Raw genomic sequence first — 19,009 nt, 5'->3', positions numbered from 1 at the left:
GTTTCATACGTCTAGATTCATTTTGATTTATTGGCGTATGCCTTTAAATATATCTTTTATTTTGAAAGGAGAAATGGCTATGAGGTCTCAAAAATTCACACTGCTATTACTATCTCTACTACTTTTCTTACCTCTTTTTCTCACAAATTTTATTACTCCAAATCTCGCATTAGCAGATTCACCAAAGCAAAGTCAAAAAATTGTTGGGTACTTTCCTTCGTGGGGCGTTTACGGACGTAATTATCAAGTTGCTGACATTGATGCATCAAAACTTACTCACCTTAACTATGCTTTCGCGGATATTTGTTGGAATGGAAAACATGGAAATCCTTCTACCCATCCGGATAATCCAAATAAACAAACGTGGAACTGTAAAGAATCTGGTGTACCATTGCAAAATAAAGAGGTTCCTAATGGTACTCTCGTACTCGGTGAACCATGGGCTGATGTTACCAAATCGTATCCTGGCTCAGGTACAACTTGGGAAGATTGCGATAAATATGCCCGTTGCGGAAATTTCGGAGAACTAAAACGATTAAAAGCTAAATATCCTCATTTAAAAACAATAATTTCCGTTGGTGGCTGGACTTGGTCTAACCGCTTTTCTGATATGGCCGCTGATGAAAAGACAAGAAAAGTATTTGCCGAATCTACAGTAGCTTTTCTTCGCGCATATGGATTTGATGGCGTAGATTTAGACTGGGAATATCCGGGCGTTGAAACAATTCCTGGTGGTAGTTATCGTCCTGAAGATAAACAAAATTTCACTCTTCTTCTTCAAGACGTCCGAAATGCTTTGAATAAAGCAGGTGCTGAAGATGGCAAACAATATTTACTAACAATCGCGTCAGGTGCAAGTCAACGCTACGCTGATCATACAGAGCTAAAGAAAATTTCTCAAATACTCGATTGGATTAATATTATGACATATGATTTCCACGGTGGATGGGAAGCTACTTCTAATCATAATGCAGCTCTATACAAGGATCCAAATGACCCAGCAGCAAATACGAATTTTTACGTAGATGGTGCTATAGACGTTTATACCAATGAAGGTGTTCCAGTGGATAAACTAGTATTAGGCGTACCTTTTTACGGACGTGGCTGGAAAAGTTGTGGAAAAGAAAATAACGGACAATATCAACCTTGCAAACCAGGTAGTGATGGGAAACTTGCTTCTAAAGGTACTTGGGATGATTATTCTACCGGTGACACAGGTGTGTATGATTACGGTGATTTAGCAGCCAATTACGTTAATAAAAATGGTTTTGTACGCTACTGGAATGACACAGCTAAAGTACCTTACTTATATAATGCGACTACAGGCACATTTATTAGCTACGATGACAATGAATCTATGGAATATAAAACAGACTATATAAAGACGAAGGGTTTAAGTGGAGCAATGTTTTGGGAACTAAGCGGGGATTGCCGTACAAGTCCAAAATATAGTTGTAGTGGTCCAAAATTACTTGATACGCTAGTAAAAGAATTACTTGGTGGACCTATTAGTCAAAAAGATACTGAGCCACCAACAAATGTTAAAAATATTGTAGTTACGAATAAAAATTCAAGCTCAGTTCAATTAAGTTGGACTGCATCCACTGATAACGTAGGCGTTACTGAATACGAAATTACTGCCGGAGAAGAAAAATGGAGTGCAACAACAAATAGCATTACAATTAAAAACTTAAAACCTAATACGGAATACACATTTTCAGTAATTGCCAAAGATGCTACTGGAAATAAATCACAACCTACCGCTCTTACTGTCAAAACAGATGAAGCTAATACGACACCTCCTGATGGAAATGGCACTGCTACATTTTCAGTCACTTCGAATTGGGGCAGCGGTTATAACTTCTCGATTATAATCAAAAATAATGGAACGACCCCTATTAAAAATTGGAAATTAGAATTTGATTATAGCGGCAATTTAACACAAGTTTGGGATTCTAAAATTAATAGTAAAACAAATAATCATTATGTAATTACGAACGCAGGATGGAATGGCGAAATTCCTCCTGGCGGATCTATTACAATTGGTGGTGCAGGAACAGGTAATCCTGCCGAACTTTTAAATGCCGTCATTAGCGAAAACTAGACGTAATATCCATTAATTATTTCACTAAAGTTTGAATTTAGGTTTGAGCAATACCTCCTAAATTCAAACTTTTAATTTTATGAAAAATAAAAAGCATCACAATAACCTATTATAATTAATTTCTAATATGAAGTTGATATGAAGTTAATTTGAATTTTACATGAATTTCCTTTAATTTCTATTGTCTTCCTATAATATCCACATTATTCTTTACATATAGGAATTATTTTCATTCCACTTTGAACTATCTATATATATAAAGAAAGATAGTCACCTGTTAGGGAAAGGCTTTCGTATTATTATAAATATAACAAAAGAAAAAGCACGCTTATAAGCGCACCATAAGAGTGCTTCTTCATACAATTCTCATGTAAGAGTTCTCGAAAATCATGTTAATCACAAAGAAAAGACATTAGCTCATAAAAGCTAATGTCTTTTCTTTATTCATATTGTTCAGCATTCCACTCTTCTATATTCCATACTTTTGTTATCCACGATTCATAGAAAGAAGGTTCATGTGAGACAATTAAAACCGTTCCTTTATATTGTTGTAACGCTTCTTTTAAAGCCATCTTAGTTTCTACATCCAAATGATTAGTCGGTTCGTCTAAAATTAAAACATTGCTTTTCGTTGCGATGAGTTCACATAAACGCACTTTCGTTTGCTCTCCACCGCTTAATAAATGAATAGGTTTTAATACATGTTCTTCTTTCAATCCACACTTCGCTAATGCTTGGCGCACTTCTTTCTTTGTCATATCTGGTCGCTCTGCCCAAACTTTCTCTAATGGTGTTATTTCTGAAGCAAACTCTTCCTGTGCAAAATAAGCAGGATTTACTCGTTCCCCAACAAAAATTGAACCGCTTAGCGGCTTTATTTGACCTAATAACGTCTTTAACATTGTCGTTTTTCCAATACCGTTATGACCAACAACAGCTATCTTTTCTCCTTTTTTCACTTGTAAATTCAAGCCTGGAAATAACGGCTCACTATAACCCACTCTTAGTTTCTCAGCCTGTAATATACGACTTACTGGTTCATTATAAACAGTAAAAGCAAAACGGGACCGAGGTATATTATTAACCTTTTCAACCCTTTGCATTTTCTCCAATACTTTCTCTCGACTTTTTGCCTGTTTTGCTTTTCGAATCTTATTTTTTTGAATAAATGTTTCTAACTGAGCAATTTCTTTTTGTTGTTTCACATACGCCGATTGTAATTGTTTCCTTTGTACTTGGTAACTTTGTAAAAACTTTTCATAATCCCCTACATATCGCTTAACTTTTCGTTCTTCTAGATGGTAAATGACATTCGTAATATTGTTCAAAAATACTTCATCATGCGAAATGATAATATAAGCTTTTTCGTACAGTTTCAAGTACGATTGCAACCATTCTATATGTGCTGTATCTAAATAGTTCGTTGGTTCATCTAGCAATAAAACATCAGCTTTTTCTAGAAGAAGCTTTCCTAGTAATAACTTTGTCCGCTGTCCTCCACTTAACTTTGAAAAATCCTTTTCCAATCCTATTTCAAACAGCCCTAAACCAATTGCCACTTCTTCAATTTCTGTATGAATTTGATAGAAATTAGAGTTTTCCAATATAGTTTGTAACTCTCCATACCTTACTAACAATTTTTCTACTTCTACTGCTTCAGCCATCTCTTCTGCAATTTTTAACATTTCATATTCAATCGCATACAAGTTAGAAAATGCACTTTGCAAGTATCCTGCAATTGTTATTCCTTCTTGTAAATCTATATGCTGCTGCAAAAATCCAACCTTTACATGTGGAAACCATTCAATGTTCCCATCATCATGTATAAGTTCTCCTGTTAAAATTCTTAGCAGTGTTGATTTTCCAATCCCATTTTTCCCTACTAACCCAACATGCTCCCCCTTTAATAATCGAAAGCATGCATTATATAAGATGGTTTTCTCACCATACGAATGACTTAAATTTTCTACTGTTAATATACTCATTTTTTTCTCTCCTTTACTTATCGTCCATAAGCTAAATAGAGAGACCAACAGTATGAATCCTTATTTAATTATGCATATAAAAATGGGTAAGGTGAATACACCTTACCCATTACATATTATCGTAAAAAAGGATTAAGGTTCTTTACCTGCTGTCTTCAATTTAGCTTAATCTTAAAAAATGGGCAGACTTCTCCCATATCAAGCTAAAACCATTTGAAGAACAGTTGATAAAGTCATTTTATCCTTTCACTCCTTTAACATTTGTTATATTAAGAGTATAAACTACTCTGTTATATTCTATTCTCTATTTTCCCTTTTGTTCCTTCTCCATCTTTTCATATTCTAAAAAAAGCCTCTTAACAGTAATTATACTAACAACTGTTAAAAGGCTTTTTCTATTTTTTCATATAAGGAGCTAACACACTTAAAATCTCTTCTTTATCCTTTTTTAATTCGAGTGATGTTAACATATCCATCGTTCTCGGTCTAGGTAATTTCACTTGTACCTCGCCAACAATTGACGCTGGTCTTTGAGATAAAATAAATACGCGATCTGAAAGCAAGATTGCCTCATCTAAGTCATGTGTAACCATAACGATTGTTTGCTTCTCTTGATGCCAAGAGTTTAAAAGCCAGCTATGTACTTCCATTTTTGTAAATGCATCTAACTTTCCAAAAGGCTCATCAAGCAGCATAATTGGCTTTTCACATAAATATGTGCGCAGAAAACTAATTCTTTGACGCATACCACCAGACAATTCATCTGGATAATGGTCTGCATATTCATCTAGTTCGAACTGCTTTAATGCTTCCATTCCTTCTGTCAGCCTTTGTTTTTTCGGCTTTCCTTCAATTTCTAACGGAAGAACGATATTTTGCAAAGCTGATCGCCACGGTAGTAATAAATCTTGTTGTGGCATATAACTAACAACATCTTGCTCTTGTACTTGCTTATCTTTATACATTACGTTCCCGCTTGTTGGTTTTTCAACATTTGCAATCATGTTTAATAATGTGCTTTTCCCGCAACCACTCGGTCCTACAAAGGAAACAAACTCTCCCTCTTGTATAGAGGCACTAATATTCTCTAATACATTCTTTCCGTCGAAAGATTTCACTATATTTTTTATTTGTAATCCGCTCATTTTTCACTTGGAAGGAATTCATTTGTAAAAGCATCTTTTACATCGATTTTCTTTTTAATAACTTTGTTGTCATATAAGAAATTCATGTAATTCGTCCAAATTTCTTCCTTCTGTACTCCCCATGCTTTCGCATCATCTTGATACTTCGTACTTAACCATTTCTGGCTTTCTTGAACTAAATCTTTATTTACATCTGGAACAGCTTTAATTAGAATATCAGCAGCTTCTTTCGGTTCCTTAATTGCAAAATTATAACCTTCTGTTGTTGCACTCATAAACTTTTTCACAAAGTCTTTATCTTGCTTCGTATGTTTTTCACTCGTAATAATAACAGGACTATAGAAATCAAGCGCTGGATCTAAGTCCTTCACCATAATCGTATTTAACTCTTTTCCTTGGCGCTTCGCTTCAATACCATCCCAACCGTAATAAATCCATTCGAAATCTGCATCACGACCGATTGATTTAAAGAAATCTGTTTGTCCTAAGATGATTTTTTCAACTTTATTAAAATCAGCTTGATGCTTATCCATAATCGTCTTTAATGTCGCTTCTTCCGCTGGTCCTCCCCAGCCGCCATAACGTTTACCTTCAAAATCTTTCGGTGACGTCATATTATCTTTCTTAAGCGATGCAAACGCTGAAGTGTTATGCTGAATAATCGCTCCTACAGATACAACAGGAATTCCTTCCACACGAGCTAATGTTACATTTTCTTGTGCGCTTATTGCGAAGTCTGCTTTTCCTGATGCTATCATTTGCTCTGCTGTTACATTGTCACCCGGTTGAATAATTTCTACATCTAATCCTTGCTTTTTGTAATAATCTTTCGTTTGTGCTACATATAAGCCAGTATGATTCGTATTTGGAAACCAATCTAATACTACTTTTACTTTTTGATCTTTACTTGCACTTTCTTCTTTCTTCGCCGGATTACATCCAGCCACACCTACCGCTAATAAGGCAGCTAACATAACTTTCAAACCTTTTTTCATTTTCTGCCGTCCTTTCTATATATCCATGGTGCTGTTATTCTTGCCATAAACTCTACGATAAAATACAGGCACAATGTCACCATAACGATGATTGCTGCAACACCAAATACTCGAGCAGTCAAAAATGATTTTGTAGCCCTCGTAAGCATAACGCCTAATCCTTCACTTGCACCGAGCCATTCTCCGATAATTGCCCCCATTACGCTATATGTAACTGCAATTTTTAAGCCTGAGAAAAAGTATGGAAGCACTGCTGGAAATTTTACTTTCTGGTAAACTTGCCATTTCGTCGCCTTCATTGTTTGTAACAGCTTCAACATGTTTTTATCTACTGTTTGAAAACCTTCTAAAATACTAAGCGCAATTGGGAAGAAACAAACGAGTATTACGACCATTACTTTCGGCAACATCCCATATCCAAACCAAATAATAAATAGTGGTGCAAGTACAACAATTGGAATTGTTTGCGAAATAACGAGCAATGGATTTATTAAAATACGAAATAACGGTATAACGTCCATAATAATTGCGATGCTCGTCCCCAATAAAATTGCAAAGAATAGTCCAATTATAACTTCCTGCAGTGTTTGCATCGTATTTGGTAATAGTAAATCTTTCATCCCAATTAATTCTTGAACAATGGCAGAAGGCTTTGGTAAAATCCACGGTTCGATTTTAAATAATGAAACAGATCCTTCCCATATCGCAATGAGAAGGATAAGCCAAATAGTTGTAATAAGTTTAGATTGCTTCTGGTTTTGCATATTCATCACGGTACTTCCAAACCTTTTCATCTATCGTTACACCAGTGCTTGGACGATAATGGATTTTAATAGAAGTAATCACTTCTTCTGCTCCAGCATCGACGCAAGCTTGTTGTGCACGTTTAACGACATCAAGAAGTACATCTAATTCTCCTTCCAAAGTTGTTTCCATTGCCCCTACTTCATAACGAACTCCCGATTGTTGCACAACTTCAATTGCTTTATCGACAACAGAATATACATCTTTCGTTTTCGCTTGTGGTACTACTGAAAATGACATTGTAACTTGTTGTGACATAATAAAATCCCCCTTATAAAATTAAATTTCAAAAATAAGAAAAGGCTTTCCTACTGCGTAGGAAAGCCTTGTATGCAAGTTATTATAGAATAACATATGCTACATCACTTTAAGTAACTCCCTACGCTGGCATTATCCAGATCAGGTTGAGGGTCGATGTTTACTTACATCCTCTCAGCCAATTGGCTCCCCGGTCCTTAATTCGTTTTCATTGTAGCATGATTTATTTTATTGAACAAACAAAAGCATGCATAATCATTTCATTATTTTTGGAAAATAACCAACTTTTTCACCATGAGCTAATAACTGCTGTATAAATTCTTTATTAATTGCTGGTACTTTCAATTCTTTTTTCTTAATCCATTCATTCGTTCTACGCGTACCCATTACAATTTCAGATTGCTGCGCTCCATCTCCTGCAACTTGAGAAGCAATTAACTCTGCTATTACTTCATTTCCCTTTGCTAATTCAAGTCCGGCATTTTCATATTCTGAAAGTGTAACCAGTTCAAGATTGTATCCACACTCTCCAATTAGCTGTATAAATTGTTCAAACTCAATTTGATGTGGATGACAGATGTGCAATGTTTCTCCATCTATTTGTGAATCTTGTACATACGTTACAATTGATTTACTAGCAAAATCAATTGGTGTGAAATCAACTTTCCACTTCACATTTGGTGCTTTTCCAATTAATAGCATTGTTTTAATAAGACGATAAAATGCGTTTCCTTCAATATTTTGTTGGAACGAACCTGTTTCTGAATGACATGCTAAATTACCTGCACGATAAATATTTCCACGCAAACCATTTTTCATTGCTTCACGAACAATGTTTTCCGCTTGTAGTTTACTATTTGAATATACATTCTCTAAGTCTACACTGTAATTAAAATCACCAGTTTTCATGTATGTATCCCATTGATCTACTGCTAATTCTAACGGGATACCAATCGTAGAAATAAAATGGAATGTAGCATCTTTTTCCACTAATGCTAGCATACGGCTAGTTCCTTGGACATTTATATTTTCAAATTGTTTTACATCTCCAAAATGTCTTACATCTGCACCGCAATGAATTATCGTATCCATCTTAGAACTGATGAACATAAATTCTTCTTCGCTCATCCCAAGATACTCTTCTCCCAGATCACCAGCTACGGCCTGTATACGCTGTAACCATTCTTCACATATATCATTAAAGTAAGCTGTTAATGTATCTATAATTCTTTGCTGCACATCTTTGGTTGGTCTTACTAAACAATAAATAGTAGCAGATGTATCTCTCAGCAATTCATATAATATGTGTGATCCTAAATAACCAGTAGCTCCTGTTAAAAAGACATTTGAAATCTGGGTTTCTTCCAAAACGTTTGCATACGTAATAGTATCCGGTTCGTGAATCACTTTATATTCACGAAATACTTCTTCTTTCTCTACTTTTACTTCTCGCTCAATTCGAGCTAATCCATATATCGTTCTTTCTTTAAAGAAATCTTGAATTGTTAAATGTGAGAAATCTTCTTTTAACAATGTTAAGACTCGTAATACTTTCAATGAATGTCCACCAATTGTAAAGAAATCATCATGCACTCCAACTTTTGAAATTCCTAATACTTCCGCCCAAGCGCGCGCTATTTGTTTTTCTGCTTTATTAGAAGGTGCAACATATTCTTGTAGACGAACCGGTTCATACTTTTCTTCTAACTGAGCTAACTTCTTAACATCAATCTTTTTATTAGGTGTAAGTGGTAATTCATTAATATAAATTAGTTTAGATGGCACCATATAATCTGGTAATTGCTCTTGTAACTGATAAACTAATTCTGGTATTTCTTTTTTATTTAAAGTTGTATAGAACGCGATTAAATATTGGCTACCTTCCTTACTCTTCTTAGCAAAAACAGCATTTTCTTTTATATTATGATTTTGAGAAATTTTACTTTGGATTTCTCCTAGTTCAATACGATGTCCTCTAATTTTTACTTGATCATCTTTCCGATGTAAAAACTCTATATTTCCATCCTCTAGCAACTTAACAATATCACCTGTTTTATATATATTAACTATAGGATTAAAAGGGTTCGGAATAAAAGCTTCAATTGTTTTATTAGGTTTATTAAAATACCCTTTTGCTAATCCTACTGAATCTATATATAATTCACCAGGTACACCAATTGGACAAAGATTCATATTCTCATCCAAAATCATAACTTGATAATTAGAACATGGTTTACCAATGGGAATACTCGCAACATCCTCATTTAACTGACTAGGTATTTTATAAGTTGTCGTCACTACTGTACATTCTGTCGGTCCGTATACATTATGAATTTCAACATTTGTACCTATTCTTTCTCTCCACAATTTAATAACCTCTACAGGCAACATTTCACCGCCAATCGCAATTCTTTTTAGGGAAGCTAGCTTATATATATCTTCTTCTGCTAAATAAGTTGCTACTTGTCGAACAAAAATTGTTGCTAATGCCAAGATCGAAGTTGCTTTCACTTTATAGATTGCATGTGCAAATGCTTCTACAGACAATCGCTCTTCCTCTAATAATACATACAAGTTTCCTCCACAGAATAAAGAAGCAAATGACTCCCATACAGAAGCATCGAAACTAAAGGAAGGAAATTGGGCAAATACATCCTCTTCTGTCAATTCATATTGCTTTTGCATCCAAATGTACAGATTAACAACGCCTCTATGTGCTAACATCGTTCCCTTTGGATTCCCTGTTGAACCAGATGTATAAATCATATAAGCTACATCATCACAATGAATAGACAACTTTACATCTATATCTTCACAAGTTTCACTATCATACATTGAAACTGTTTGAACCCCATCACATGTTATAGGCGTCTCTTTCATCAATATAACTTTCGCTTGGCTATCTTGAATAATGTACTGTATTCTACTTTCCGGATAATCTGGATCAATCGGAACATACGCTGCACCAGCTTTTAATATAGCTACCATACTTACTACTGTGTCTATGCTACGTTTCATAAATATTCCAACATAGTCTCCTAATTGGACGCCGTTTTTAATTAACATATGAGCTATTTGATTACTTTTTTTATTTAGCTCCTCATAAGTTAAAGTACCTTCCCTTGAAGATAAAGCTATACGATTTGGAAATTGAGTAACAGTATTATAGAACATATCGACGATACTTTTCTCAGGATATACTGCTGTCGTATCATTCACTTGACTATAAAGTGCCATCTCGGCCTCTGTAATAACATTAAAATCATTTATATAATTATTATTATTTTGTAATGTATTGATTAAAACACCTTTTATTTGTTGTGCATAACGAGTAATCGTTGTCTCTTTCCAATTAACACTATTAAATATTATTTCTACGCTTTGCATATTTTTACTGAATACAAATTGTAATGTATTCGTGTCTTGTAGCTCATAATATGTTTCACCAATAATAATAGGTGACATTTCATATAATGTATTACCGTTTTGAAACTCTTCTATTTCTTCCTCATTCATTTCTTTAATTTGTTCCAGTTGCTCTTCAATCTGTAAATTCAAACTTTCATAGGAGAGAAAATTAGAAATTTCAATAGTAATCGGAAATAAACTTCCTCTTACATGATAAAGCACGACAATATGTTTTTCTTTAGAAATATGATATAACCACGTTGCAGTCGCTCCTATTAAATCTACAATGTGAGTCAAATTTGGAAATAGTTCAGTTTTTCTTTTTACCCCAAATTCTGTTCCTTGAACATCTTTAGGTATTTTAATACTTCCTTCTACTTTTCCTAAAAATTCTTTTACCATCTCATTATAAGAAATTGCTAATTTCATATTTATGTAAATTCCTCTCTCAAATATAATAAAGGTGTGAAAATTCACACCTTTTTCATCCCTTATTAACGGGCAAATTAGTTCAATTCATAATCAAAGGGGGATCCCCCTTCGATTAGAATTGATCTTTCTTCTTATTCACTTTTAAACTCACCAATTAGCTCTTGTAATTCCTGAGAAAGCCAACTTAAAGAAGTCGCTAATTCTGCAATATCTTGTACTGATATTTCTTGCTCTTTCATGCTTTCTTCAACATTACTACTGCTGTTGGCATAAGTATTTGCAATATGTGATAATTCATTTACGACTTGAACAATATTCTGGCTATTTTGTAAAATGTCACTCGAATTACCAGAGACAGCTTTTACTTGATCTGTAACAGATTGCGCTGATTTTGAAATTTTTTCAAAGAAATCTCCACTACTTTGAACAAGTGAAATTCCAGTTTCTACTTCTTTTGAACCTTTTTGCATTGAAACTACAGCATCTTCTGTCTCAGCTTGTGTTTCACCAATTAATTTCGCTATATCTTTTGCAGACGCTTCAGTTTGTTCTGCTAATTTTCGTACTTCATCAGCAACAACTGCAAACCCTCTTCCAGCTGCTCCAGCACGTGAAGCCTCAATAGAAGCATTTAAAGCTAATAAATTTGTTTGATTTGAAATACCTGTAATTACAGTTACGATATCACTAATTTCTTTTGACCTTGTTTCTAACGAATAAATGATGGAAGATAAATCCTGTACTGCATTTTGGATTAAACTCATTTGATTAATAATTTGTCCAATCACTTCATTACCTTCAATTGAATGTTGCTCCATACCTTCAGAAGCAACCGCAACTTGTTTTGCAGCCCCAGTTATCTCTTCTACCTTATCTTCCATTCCATGTACAATTCCTAAACATTGTTGTACTGAAGTTTTTTGAGACTGTGCCCCTACTCTTAAACCTTCAATAGAACTTGCAATCTCTTGAACTGCCATACTGTTTTCCTCTGTACTCGCCGACAATTCTTGTGAAGAAGAAGAAACTTGCTCAGCAGTTTGCCTTACTTTATCTATAATCCCTTTAAATTTTTCAATCGTGTTATTGAAATAAACATTAATAATTCCAATATCATCTGGTCTTTCTTTTAATTTAATACTTAAATCACCTTCACCAATTTTACGTAATCCTTCTCGTAAATCTTTTAATGGAGCTAGCGAGTGACGCACGATAAAGAATTGAGTAATAGTCGCAATTGCTAATGAAATAATGATAAAGAGTAAGCCCTGTATCATAAACTTCTCTTTTGTAATAGGAACAATGGAAGCATCTAAGTCAGCCGCAATAATTGCAACAATATTGTTTTCTCCATCTGTAATTGGTTCTAATATTGTCACCCACGAACCTATTTCATCTTCATATACTTCTGTCATTTGGGCCTTTTTCGTATCAATGACCTTATCGTACGCCTTCATCCAATGAGCGGGTTGTTCATAATAATCTCCCGGCTTTATAGGGAATGCATTTGTTAACTCTGTAGTCAAACCAACGAGTTGTAATTCCCGCTTTTCATTCGGCTTTGCTCCTGTAACATACGTTTGTCCAACACTTTTCAATTCTTTTGACACTTCATCTAATTTCTCTGTTAACTTTTCTTTTTTCACTTTTTCGGCTGTAGGATCTTTCGCCATGTCTCTAACTAATTCTACATCCAATTTTTTCAACACTATTTCTCCTGTTTCAATAGACTGTCTTTCAAATAAAGACATCATACTATTTTGAAACATGTTGAAACTTAACGCACCCATACTTCCAACAAGTGTCAAAATAACTAATACGGTTAATAAGACGTTCTTTTGAAGGAACGATAACTTATGCCAATATTTTTTCATTAATATCCACCTTCCTTAATGATTCTAAACAAAAAAACAAAATATATGAATATTTTGTTTAAAGATGTTTCTCAATATGTTCGAGAATAAAAAAAAGCCAATGTAAAAGCATTGGCCAAGACCAACCCTATCCGTCCGGTAACTGGCTAGCATAGCCTTTCGACCTTAGCTCCTGTAGTTTTGCGTCCTCATGTTTCCATCAGTTTGCCTTTCTCGCTGAACGAGTTGAACGATATGGGAGTTCTATGAGAATCATATATTCTCTATCAAAGGTTACAACATATAAATCAAAATGTCTACTTATTTAGAGATATAAATACAAATTTTTAACGAATTGCTTTTTCGAAATAATTTCAAAAAGTACGTGAATGTTACTTTTTTTGTGTTATATAATAAAAAATGTATAAATAACAAGGATTTCTTCGGGTATTTATTTAATTTTCATTCAAATTAAACTATTCGAATATATCTTAACTAATGAATTTCGGAGGTAGTTTATCATGTTTTGGCTACAATTTCTTACCTTGTTACTCTGTATTTTTATTGGTGCACGCCTAGGCGGAGTTGGTTTAGGAGTAATGGGTGGAGTTGGTATGGCAATACTCGTTTTTGTCTTCCACTTACAACCAACCGCGCCTCCTATCGATGTAATGCTTATGATTTTGGCAGTAATTACAGCCGCTGGTGCTTTGCAAGCTGCTGGAGGAATGGACTATCTTGTTCATCTAGCTGAAAAAGCATTGCGAAAAAATCCAAAGCGTATTACTTTTTTTGCTCCAATTGTTACTTATTTATTCACACTATGTGCAGGTACTGGTCACGTTGCCTATTCTGTACTTCCTGTTATTGCAGAAGTCTCTCGTGAATCAGGGATTAGACCGGAACGCCCAATGTCGATTGCCGTAATCGCTTCTCAGCAAGCAATTACAGCTAGTCCAATTTCAGCTGCCACAGTTGCTCTTTTAGCAATGTTAGCTGACTATAAAATCACTTTATTAGATATTTTAAAAGTGAGTATTCCTTCTACTTTCATTGCTTGTATGTTAGCAGCATTCGTTGCTAGTAAGATGGGAAAAGAATTAAATGAAGACCCTGAATACTTGAAACGATTAAAAGAAGGAATGATTCCTAAGCTTGAAGAGAAAAAAGAATTTGTAGGTATAAAGGGCGCTAAATTATCAGTTATCCTTTTCCTAGTAGGAACCTTCCTTGTTGTACTTCTTGGTTCATTTGAAACACTTCGCCCAGGATGGATAGTTGATGGAAAGTTAGCTCGTCTTTCCATGCCGAACACAATTGAGATGGTTATGTTAACTATCGCGGCTCTTATTATTATTTTCTGTAAACCAAATGTAGAAAGCATTGTGTCTGGTAACGTCTTTAAAGCAGGAGCAACAGCAGTTGTTGCTATTTTCGGTATCGCTTGGATGGGAGATACTTTCTTTAATGGAAACTTAAATATGATTCAAGGATCTATTCAGCATTTAGTAACAAGTGCACCTTGGCTATTTGCCATCGCACTATTCATTCTATCTATTTTACTGTACAGCCAAGCAGCAACAGTACGTGCCTTAATGCCACTTGGACTATCCCTTGGTATTCCACCAGCGCTACTGATTGCGATGTTCCCTGCAGTAAATGGATATTTCTTCATTCCGAACTATGGAACAATCGTTGCTGCCATTAACTTTGACCGTACTGGTACAACAGGTATCGGTAAATACGTATTAAATCATAGCTTTATGATTCCAGGCTTAATTGCAACATTTACTTCTATCGGCATTGGAATGCTTTTAATTTCTATTATGTTTTAAAGAAAAAGCACAAACCCTTATTTAAAAAGGTTTGTGCTTTTTTAATCAAATGTTTGTTTAAATTTTTTGGGCAGTCTACTTCTCGATGTAGCACTTAAAATACTACATGTCCTTTTCTACAAACTTCTCTTTACTTCTTCAGCTAATTTTCTCGTACTTTCATACGCAGATTCAGCTAAACTAATTGCTGAAATAACTGAAACACCGTCCGCACCCGCTTCTATAACTGCCGCTGTATTTTCAATTGTAATCCCACCAATACCAACGATTGGCACTGTAATTCCTTGTTCTCTAAAATAAGCTAATCCTTTCGTTCCTTGAACCGCTTTCGTATCTTTTTTCGTACTCGTTGGAAAAATAGGTCCAACGCCTAAATAATCTGCTCCATTTTCGATTGCAAAGCGTGCTTCTTCAATTGTATGAGCAGATACGCCGATAATTTTATCTCCCATTTTTTCACGAACAGATGTAATCCCTTCATCATCTTGTCCTACATGAACACCATCTGCATCTAATTCAATGGCTAATTCTACATCATCATTTACAATGAAAGGAACACTATATTCCTTACAAAGCGTCTGCAATTCTTTTGCAAAGCGCACTCTATCTCCTCCGATTAAAGAACCTTCCCCCTTCTCGCGAAACTGAAAAAGTGTCACTCCACCATCTAACGCTTCTTTCAATACAGCTAAAGGATCCTTCGTGCAGTTATTACTTCCCATAATAAAATACACTTGCAATAACTTAGACATTTTCTTTGTTTCAATGCGCATCGTATGTTTCATCCCCCTTACTCTAACTCCTCAATCTTCCCATACTTCTCAATATCAGCTGAAGTTGTATTCGCTAATTGATTTAAAAATTCAATTTGGAAACTACCTGGCCCTTTTTCTACTGTTTTAACAGCTGCCAGTTCCGCAGCTACACCATAAAACGTTAATGCGGCTACTACTGCTTTTACATAATCTTTTTCTACTGCTACAAATGCTCCTATTACCGAAGTTAGTAAACACCCTGTTCCCGTAACCTTTGTTAAAATAGGATGACCATTTCGAATAAGAACAGTTCGCTCTCCATCTGTAACAACATCTTCTTTTCCAGTAATGACAGCAACTGTATTTAGTTCATCTGCTGCCTGCCTTGCAATACTTACAACATTGCCATTTCCAGTACCAGCGTCTACCCCTTTAATTTCCCATTTCTCATTAATAACGTTTGCTATTTCAGCCGCATTGCCGCGGATAATTGCTAAATCTATTTCGGCTGGAATATGTCTCGCAACTTCTGTTCGATACGAAGTTGCTCCTGCACCAACTGGATCAAATAGTACTGGCACATTGTTCACATTTGCTGATTTACCAGCAAGTAACATCGCTTCTACTTCCTCAGGACGAAGTGTTCCCATATTTAATACTAACGCTCCAGCAATGCTAGCCATTTCTGCTACTTCTTCTTTTGCATACGCCATTACAGGCGATGCCCCAAGTGCCAACAAACCGTTAGCAGTAAAATTTGTTACAACAACATTTGTAATATTATGAACGAGCGGATTAGATTCTCTCACCAAATCCACTACTTTACTAATTTCTTTCATATTCATCCTTTTCATCTCCTAACTATAATGATGGGAGATACACAAAAAGGCACTTCGCGCGTACGCAAAGTGCCTGAACATGTGCTTTTACACTCTCCCTACGCTGGCATTATCCAACAGGTTCAAATGGTCAATGACGGACTAGTAGCCATACTCTCAGTTTGTATCCACAAACTCCCATGTGTTTCTTATTCATCTACTTCAAAGTCTACTCTTATTCTAGTAAAATAACAAGTTCTTTACTTTTCTATATAAAGTGAAACTTTAATCAGTGAGGATTTTGTTCATTCCACTAAAAACAGCTCAAATATGAAGCGAAACTGAATCTCAAGAAGATGTATGCTATATTTAACTTATGGAAATTTGAAAGGATGTTTTTAATATGTCAAAAAGCGTTGTAATCGCTGAAAAGCCTTCCGTTGCACGAGATATTGCTCGTGTACTGAAGTGTGATAAAAAAGGAAACGGCTATCTTGAGGGTAGTAAATATATTGTAACTTGGGCTTTAGGTCATCTCGTTACATTAGCAGATCCAGAAAGCTATGATGTGAAATATAAACAGTGGAATTTAGAAGATTTACCGATGCTACCAGAGCGTTTGAAATTAACGGTTATTAAACAAACTGGTAAACAGTTTAATGCTGTAAAGAGTCAGCTACTTAGAAAAGATGTAAATGAAATTATTGTAGCAACAGACGCTGGACGTGAAGGGGAATTAGTCGCACGCTGGATCATCGATAAAGTTAAGCTAAACAAACCAATCAAACGTTTATGGATTTCTTCTGTAACCGATAAAGCAATTAAAGATGGTTTTGCAAATTTAAAACCAGGTAAAGCCTATGACAATTTATACGCTTCAGCAGTTGCACGTTCAGAAGCTGACTGGTATATCGGTCTTAATGCAACTCGCGCTTTAACGACTCGCTTTAATGCTCAGTTAAATTGCGGTCGTGTACAAACGCCTACTGTCGCTATGATTGCTAGTCGTGAAGATGAAATCAAGAACTTCAAAGCACAAACTTACTACGGCATCGAAGCTCAAACGATGGAGAAACTCAAACTTACTTGGCAAGATGCAAATGGCAATAGCCGTAGTTTTAATAAAGAAAAAATTGATGGTATTGTAAAAGGTTTAGATAAACAACATGCTACTGTTGTGGAAATTGATAAAAAACAGAAGAAGTCATTCTCTCCTGGTCTTTACGATTTAACTGAATTACAACGTGATGCAAATAAAAAGTTCGGTTACTCTGCGAAAGAAACATTAAACATTATGCAGAAGTTATATGAACAACATAAAGTGCTAACGTACCCTCGTACAGATTCACGCTACATTTCATCTGATATCGTTGAAACACTTCCAGAACGTTTAAAAGCATGTGGCGTTGGAGAGTACCGTCCTTTAGCACATAAAGTATTACAAAAGCCTATCAAGGCTAATAAATCATTTGTTGATGATAGTAAAGTAAGCGATCATCATGCGATTATTCCAACAGAAGGATACGTTAACTTCTCAGCATTCACAGATAAAGAACGTAAAATTTATGATTTAGTTGTAAAACGTTTCTTAGCTGTTTTATTCCCAGCATTCGAATACGAGCAACTAACATTACATACTAAAGTTGGTAGTGAAACGTTCATTGCACGCGGAAAAACAATTTTACATGCTGGGTGGAAGGAAGTATACGAAAATCGATTTGAAGACGATGATGTAACTGATGACGTAAAAGAGCAGCTTCTACCCCACATCGAAAAGGGCGATACATTAACTGTAAAGTTAATTATGCAAACATCAGGTCAAACGAAAGCACCTGCACGCTTTAATGAAGCAACTTTACTTTCAGCAATGGAGAATCCTACAAAATATATGGATACGCAAAATAAACAACTTGCTGATACGTTAAAATCGACTGGTGGATTAGGTACTGTAGCGACACGTGCAGATATTATCGACAAACTTTTCAACTCTTTCTTAATTGAAAAACGTGGTAAAGATATTCACATTACATCAAAAGGTCGTCAATTACTTGATTTAGTACCAGAAGAGTTAAAATCCCCTACACTAACTGGTGAATGGGAACAAAAACTTGAGGCTATCGCAAAAGGTAAGCTGAAAAAAGAAGTATTCATTTCTGAAATGAAGAACTATACGAAAGAAATTGTTTCTGAAATTAAATCGAGTGATAAAAAATATAAACATGACAACATTTCAACGAAGTCTTGTCCAGACTGCGGTAAACCAATGCTAGAAGTAAACGGCAAAAAGGGAAAAATGCTCGTATGCCAAGATCGTGAATGTGGTCATCGTAAAAATGTATCCCGTACAACAAACGCTCGCTGTCCGCAATGTAAGAAGAAACTAGAATTACGTGGTGAAGGTGCAGGTCAAATCTTTGCATGTAAATGTGGCTATCGCGAGAAATTATCAACATTCCAAGAGCGACGTAAAAAAGAATCTGGAAACAAAGCTGATAAACGTGACGTTCAAAAATATATGAAACAACAGAAAAAAGAAGAAGAACCATTAAACAACCCGTTCGCAGACGCATTAAAAAAACTAAAGTTCGATTAAACAAAAAGGTTCCTACCGCTCTCG

General features: G+C 35.2%; 12 protein-coding genes and 3 riboswitches. Of the genes, 3 read left to right on the top strand and 9 right to left on the bottom strand.

The features are described from left to right. Window positions 1-79 precede the first annotated feature (79 nt). A complete protein-coding gene (locus DOS87_RS02310; RefSeq protein ID WP_001257482.1) occupies window positions 80-2,104 on the top strand; it encodes a glycosyl hydrolase family 18 protein in 2,025 nt (674 codons plus the stop codon). 440 nt (window positions 2,105-2,544) lie between these two features. Here the strand turns inward: DOS87_RS02310 and DOS87_RS02305 are convergent, their stop codons facing one another. The 7 genes from DOS87_RS02305 to DOS87_RS02275 all read right to left on the bottom strand — a co-directional run bounded on the left by DOS87_RS02305 (window position 2,545) and on the right by DOS87_RS02275 (window position 13,005). Beyond that, window positions 2,545-4,089 (bottom strand): ABC-F family ATP-binding cassette domain-containing protein, encoded by a 1,545-nt coding sequence (locus DOS87_RS02305; protein WP_098578070.1) that lies wholly within the window; start codon window positions 4,087-4,089, stop codon window positions 2,545-2,547. 395 nt (window positions 4,090-4,484) lie between these two features. Beyond that, window positions 4,485-5,234 carry an ABC transporter ATP-binding protein gene (locus DOS87_RS02300; RefSeq protein ID WP_000016079.1) on the bottom strand — a complete coding sequence of 250 codons (750 nt, stop codon included), beginning with the start codon at window positions 5,232-5,234 and terminating at the stop codon, window positions 4,485-4,487. Then, on the bottom strand, window positions 5,231-6,229 hold the full coding sequence (locus tag DOS87_RS02295; RefSeq protein ID WP_000715556.1) for an ABC transporter substrate-binding protein: 999 nt from the start codon (window positions 6,227-6,229) through the stop codon (window positions 5,231-5,233). The genes DOS87_RS02300 and DOS87_RS02295 overlap by 4 nt, the downstream gene beginning before the upstream one ends. Beyond that, window positions 6,226-6,999, bottom strand: a complete 774-nt coding sequence (locus DOS87_RS02290) for an ABC transporter permease (protein WP_001057166.1) — start codon at window positions 6,997-6,999, stop codon at window positions 6,226-6,228. Before DOS87_RS02290 ends, DOS87_RS02295 begins: the two co-directional genes overlap by 4 nt. Continuing rightward, on the bottom strand, window positions 6,971-7,291 hold the full coding sequence (locus DOS87_RS02285; RefSeq protein WP_000082906.1) for an MTH1187 family thiamine-binding protein: 321 nt from the start codon (window positions 7,289-7,291) through the stop codon (window positions 6,971-6,973). The genes DOS87_RS02290 and DOS87_RS02285 overlap by 29 nt, the downstream gene beginning before the upstream one ends. A gap of 101 nt (window positions 7,292-7,392) precedes the next feature. Continuing rightward, window positions 7,393-7,494: riboswitch (TPP riboswitch) on the bottom strand. A gap of 52 nt (window positions 7,495-7,546) precedes the next feature. Further along, the gene (locus DOS87_RS02280) at window positions 7,547-11,128 is read right to left on the bottom strand and encodes a non-ribosomal peptide synthetase family protein (protein WP_098578071.1); all 3,582 of its coding nucleotides are present in this window, start codon (window positions 11,126-11,128) and stop codon (window positions 7,547-7,549) included. Window positions 11,129-11,262: 134 nt separating this feature from the next. Then, window positions 11,263-13,005: a methyl-accepting chemotaxis protein gene (locus DOS87_RS02275; RefSeq protein ID WP_000761081.1), complete on the bottom strand. Its 1,743-nt coding sequence runs from the start codon at window positions 13,003-13,005 to the stop codon at window positions 11,263-11,265. 134 nt (window positions 13,006-13,139) lie between these two features. Continuing rightward, a riboswitch (cyclic di-GMP riboswitch) is annotated at window positions 13,140-13,224 on the bottom strand. A 281-nt stretch (window positions 13,225-13,505) separates the two neighbouring features. Here DOS87_RS02275 and DOS87_RS02270 point away from each other — a divergent pair. Further along, window positions 13,506-14,819, top strand: coding sequence for an anaerobic C4-dicarboxylate transporter family protein (locus DOS87_RS02270; RefSeq protein WP_000498703.1), 1,314 nt, complete (start codon window positions 13,506-13,508; stop codon window positions 14,817-14,819). 116 nt (window positions 14,820-14,935) lie between these two features. On the opposite strand, the gene thiE is transcribed toward DOS87_RS02270, so the two are convergent. Together thiE and thiM are read right to left on the bottom strand one after the other, a co-directional pair. Then, entirely contained in the window at window positions 14,936-15,604 is a 669-nt protein-coding gene (gene thiE, locus DOS87_RS02265) for a thiamine phosphate synthase (protein WP_043311671.1), read from the bottom strand. Window positions 15,605-15,609: 5 nt separating this feature from the next. Continuing rightward, window positions 15,610-16,419, bottom strand: coding sequence for a hydroxyethylthiazole kinase (gene thiM, locus DOS87_RS02260; protein WP_001056107.1), 810 nt, complete (start codon window positions 16,417-16,419; stop codon window positions 15,610-15,612). Between the two features lie 72 nt (window positions 16,420-16,491). Continuing rightward, window positions 16,492-16,604: riboswitch (TPP riboswitch) on the bottom strand. Between the two features lie 191 nt (window positions 16,605-16,795). On the opposite strand from thiM, the gene topB reads away from it, so the two are divergent. Then, window positions 16,796-18,985: a DNA topoisomerase III gene (gene topB / locus DOS87_RS02255; protein ID WP_000047318.1), complete on the top strand. Its 2,190-nt coding sequence runs from the start codon at window positions 16,796-16,798 to the stop codon at window positions 18,983-18,985. Window positions 18,986-19,009 lie beyond the last annotated feature (24 nt).

The sequence above is a fragment of the Bacillus sp. CR71 genome (assembly GCF_003429245.1).
GTDB classification, from domain to species: domain Bacteria; phylum Bacillota; class Bacilli; order Bacillales; family Bacillaceae_G; genus Bacillus_A; species Bacillus_A thuringiensis_S.
Note: the sequence above shows the minus strand (reverse complement) of the source record. Positions and strands in the feature narration are given on the sequence as shown.

Bases quoted from the DNA above. Each gene is read 5' to 3' on its own strand.
- DOS87_RS02310 (WP_001257482.1), top strand. From the start codon at position 80: ATGAGGTCTCAAAAATTCACACTGCTATTACTATCTCTACTACTTTTC.
- DOS87_RS02305 (WP_098578070.1), bottom strand. From the start codon at position 4,089: ATGAGTATATTAACAGTAGAAAATTTAAGTCATTCGTATGGTGAGAAA.
- DOS87_RS02300 (WP_000016079.1), bottom strand. From the start codon at position 5,234: ATGAGCGGATTACAAATAAAAAATATAGTGAAATCTTTCGACGGAAAG.
- DOS87_RS02295 (WP_000715556.1), bottom strand. From the start codon at position 6,229: ATGAAAAAAGGTTTGAAAGTTATGTTAGCTGCCTTATTAGCGGTAGGT.
- DOS87_RS02290 (WP_001057166.1), bottom strand. From the start codon at position 6,999: ATGAATATGCAAAACCAGAAGCAATCTAAACTTATTACAACTATTTGG.
- DOS87_RS02285 (WP_000082906.1), bottom strand. From the start codon at position 7,291: ATGTCACAACAAGTTACAATGTCATTTTCAGTAGTACCACAAGCGAAA.
- DOS87_RS02280 (WP_098578071.1), bottom strand. From the start codon at position 11,128: ATGAAATTAGCAATTTCTTATAATGAGATGGTAAAAGAATTTTTAGGA.
- DOS87_RS02275 (WP_000761081.1), bottom strand. From the start codon at position 13,005: ATGAAAAAATATTGGCATAAGTTATCGTTCCTTCAAAAGAACGTCTTA.
- DOS87_RS02270 (WP_000498703.1), top strand. From the start codon at position 13,506: ATGTTTTGGCTACAATTTCTTACCTTGTTACTCTGTATTTTTATTGGT.
- thiE (WP_043311671.1), bottom strand. From the start codon at position 15,604: ATGAAACATACGATGCGCATTGAAACAAAGAAAATGTCTAAGTTATTG.
- thiM (WP_001056107.1), bottom strand. From the start codon at position 16,419: ATGAATATGAAAGAAATTAGTAAAGTAGTGGATTTGGTGAGAGAATCT.
- topB (WP_000047318.1), top strand. From the start codon at position 16,796: ATGTCAAAAAGCGTTGTAATCGCTGAAAAGCCTTCCGTTGCACGAGAT.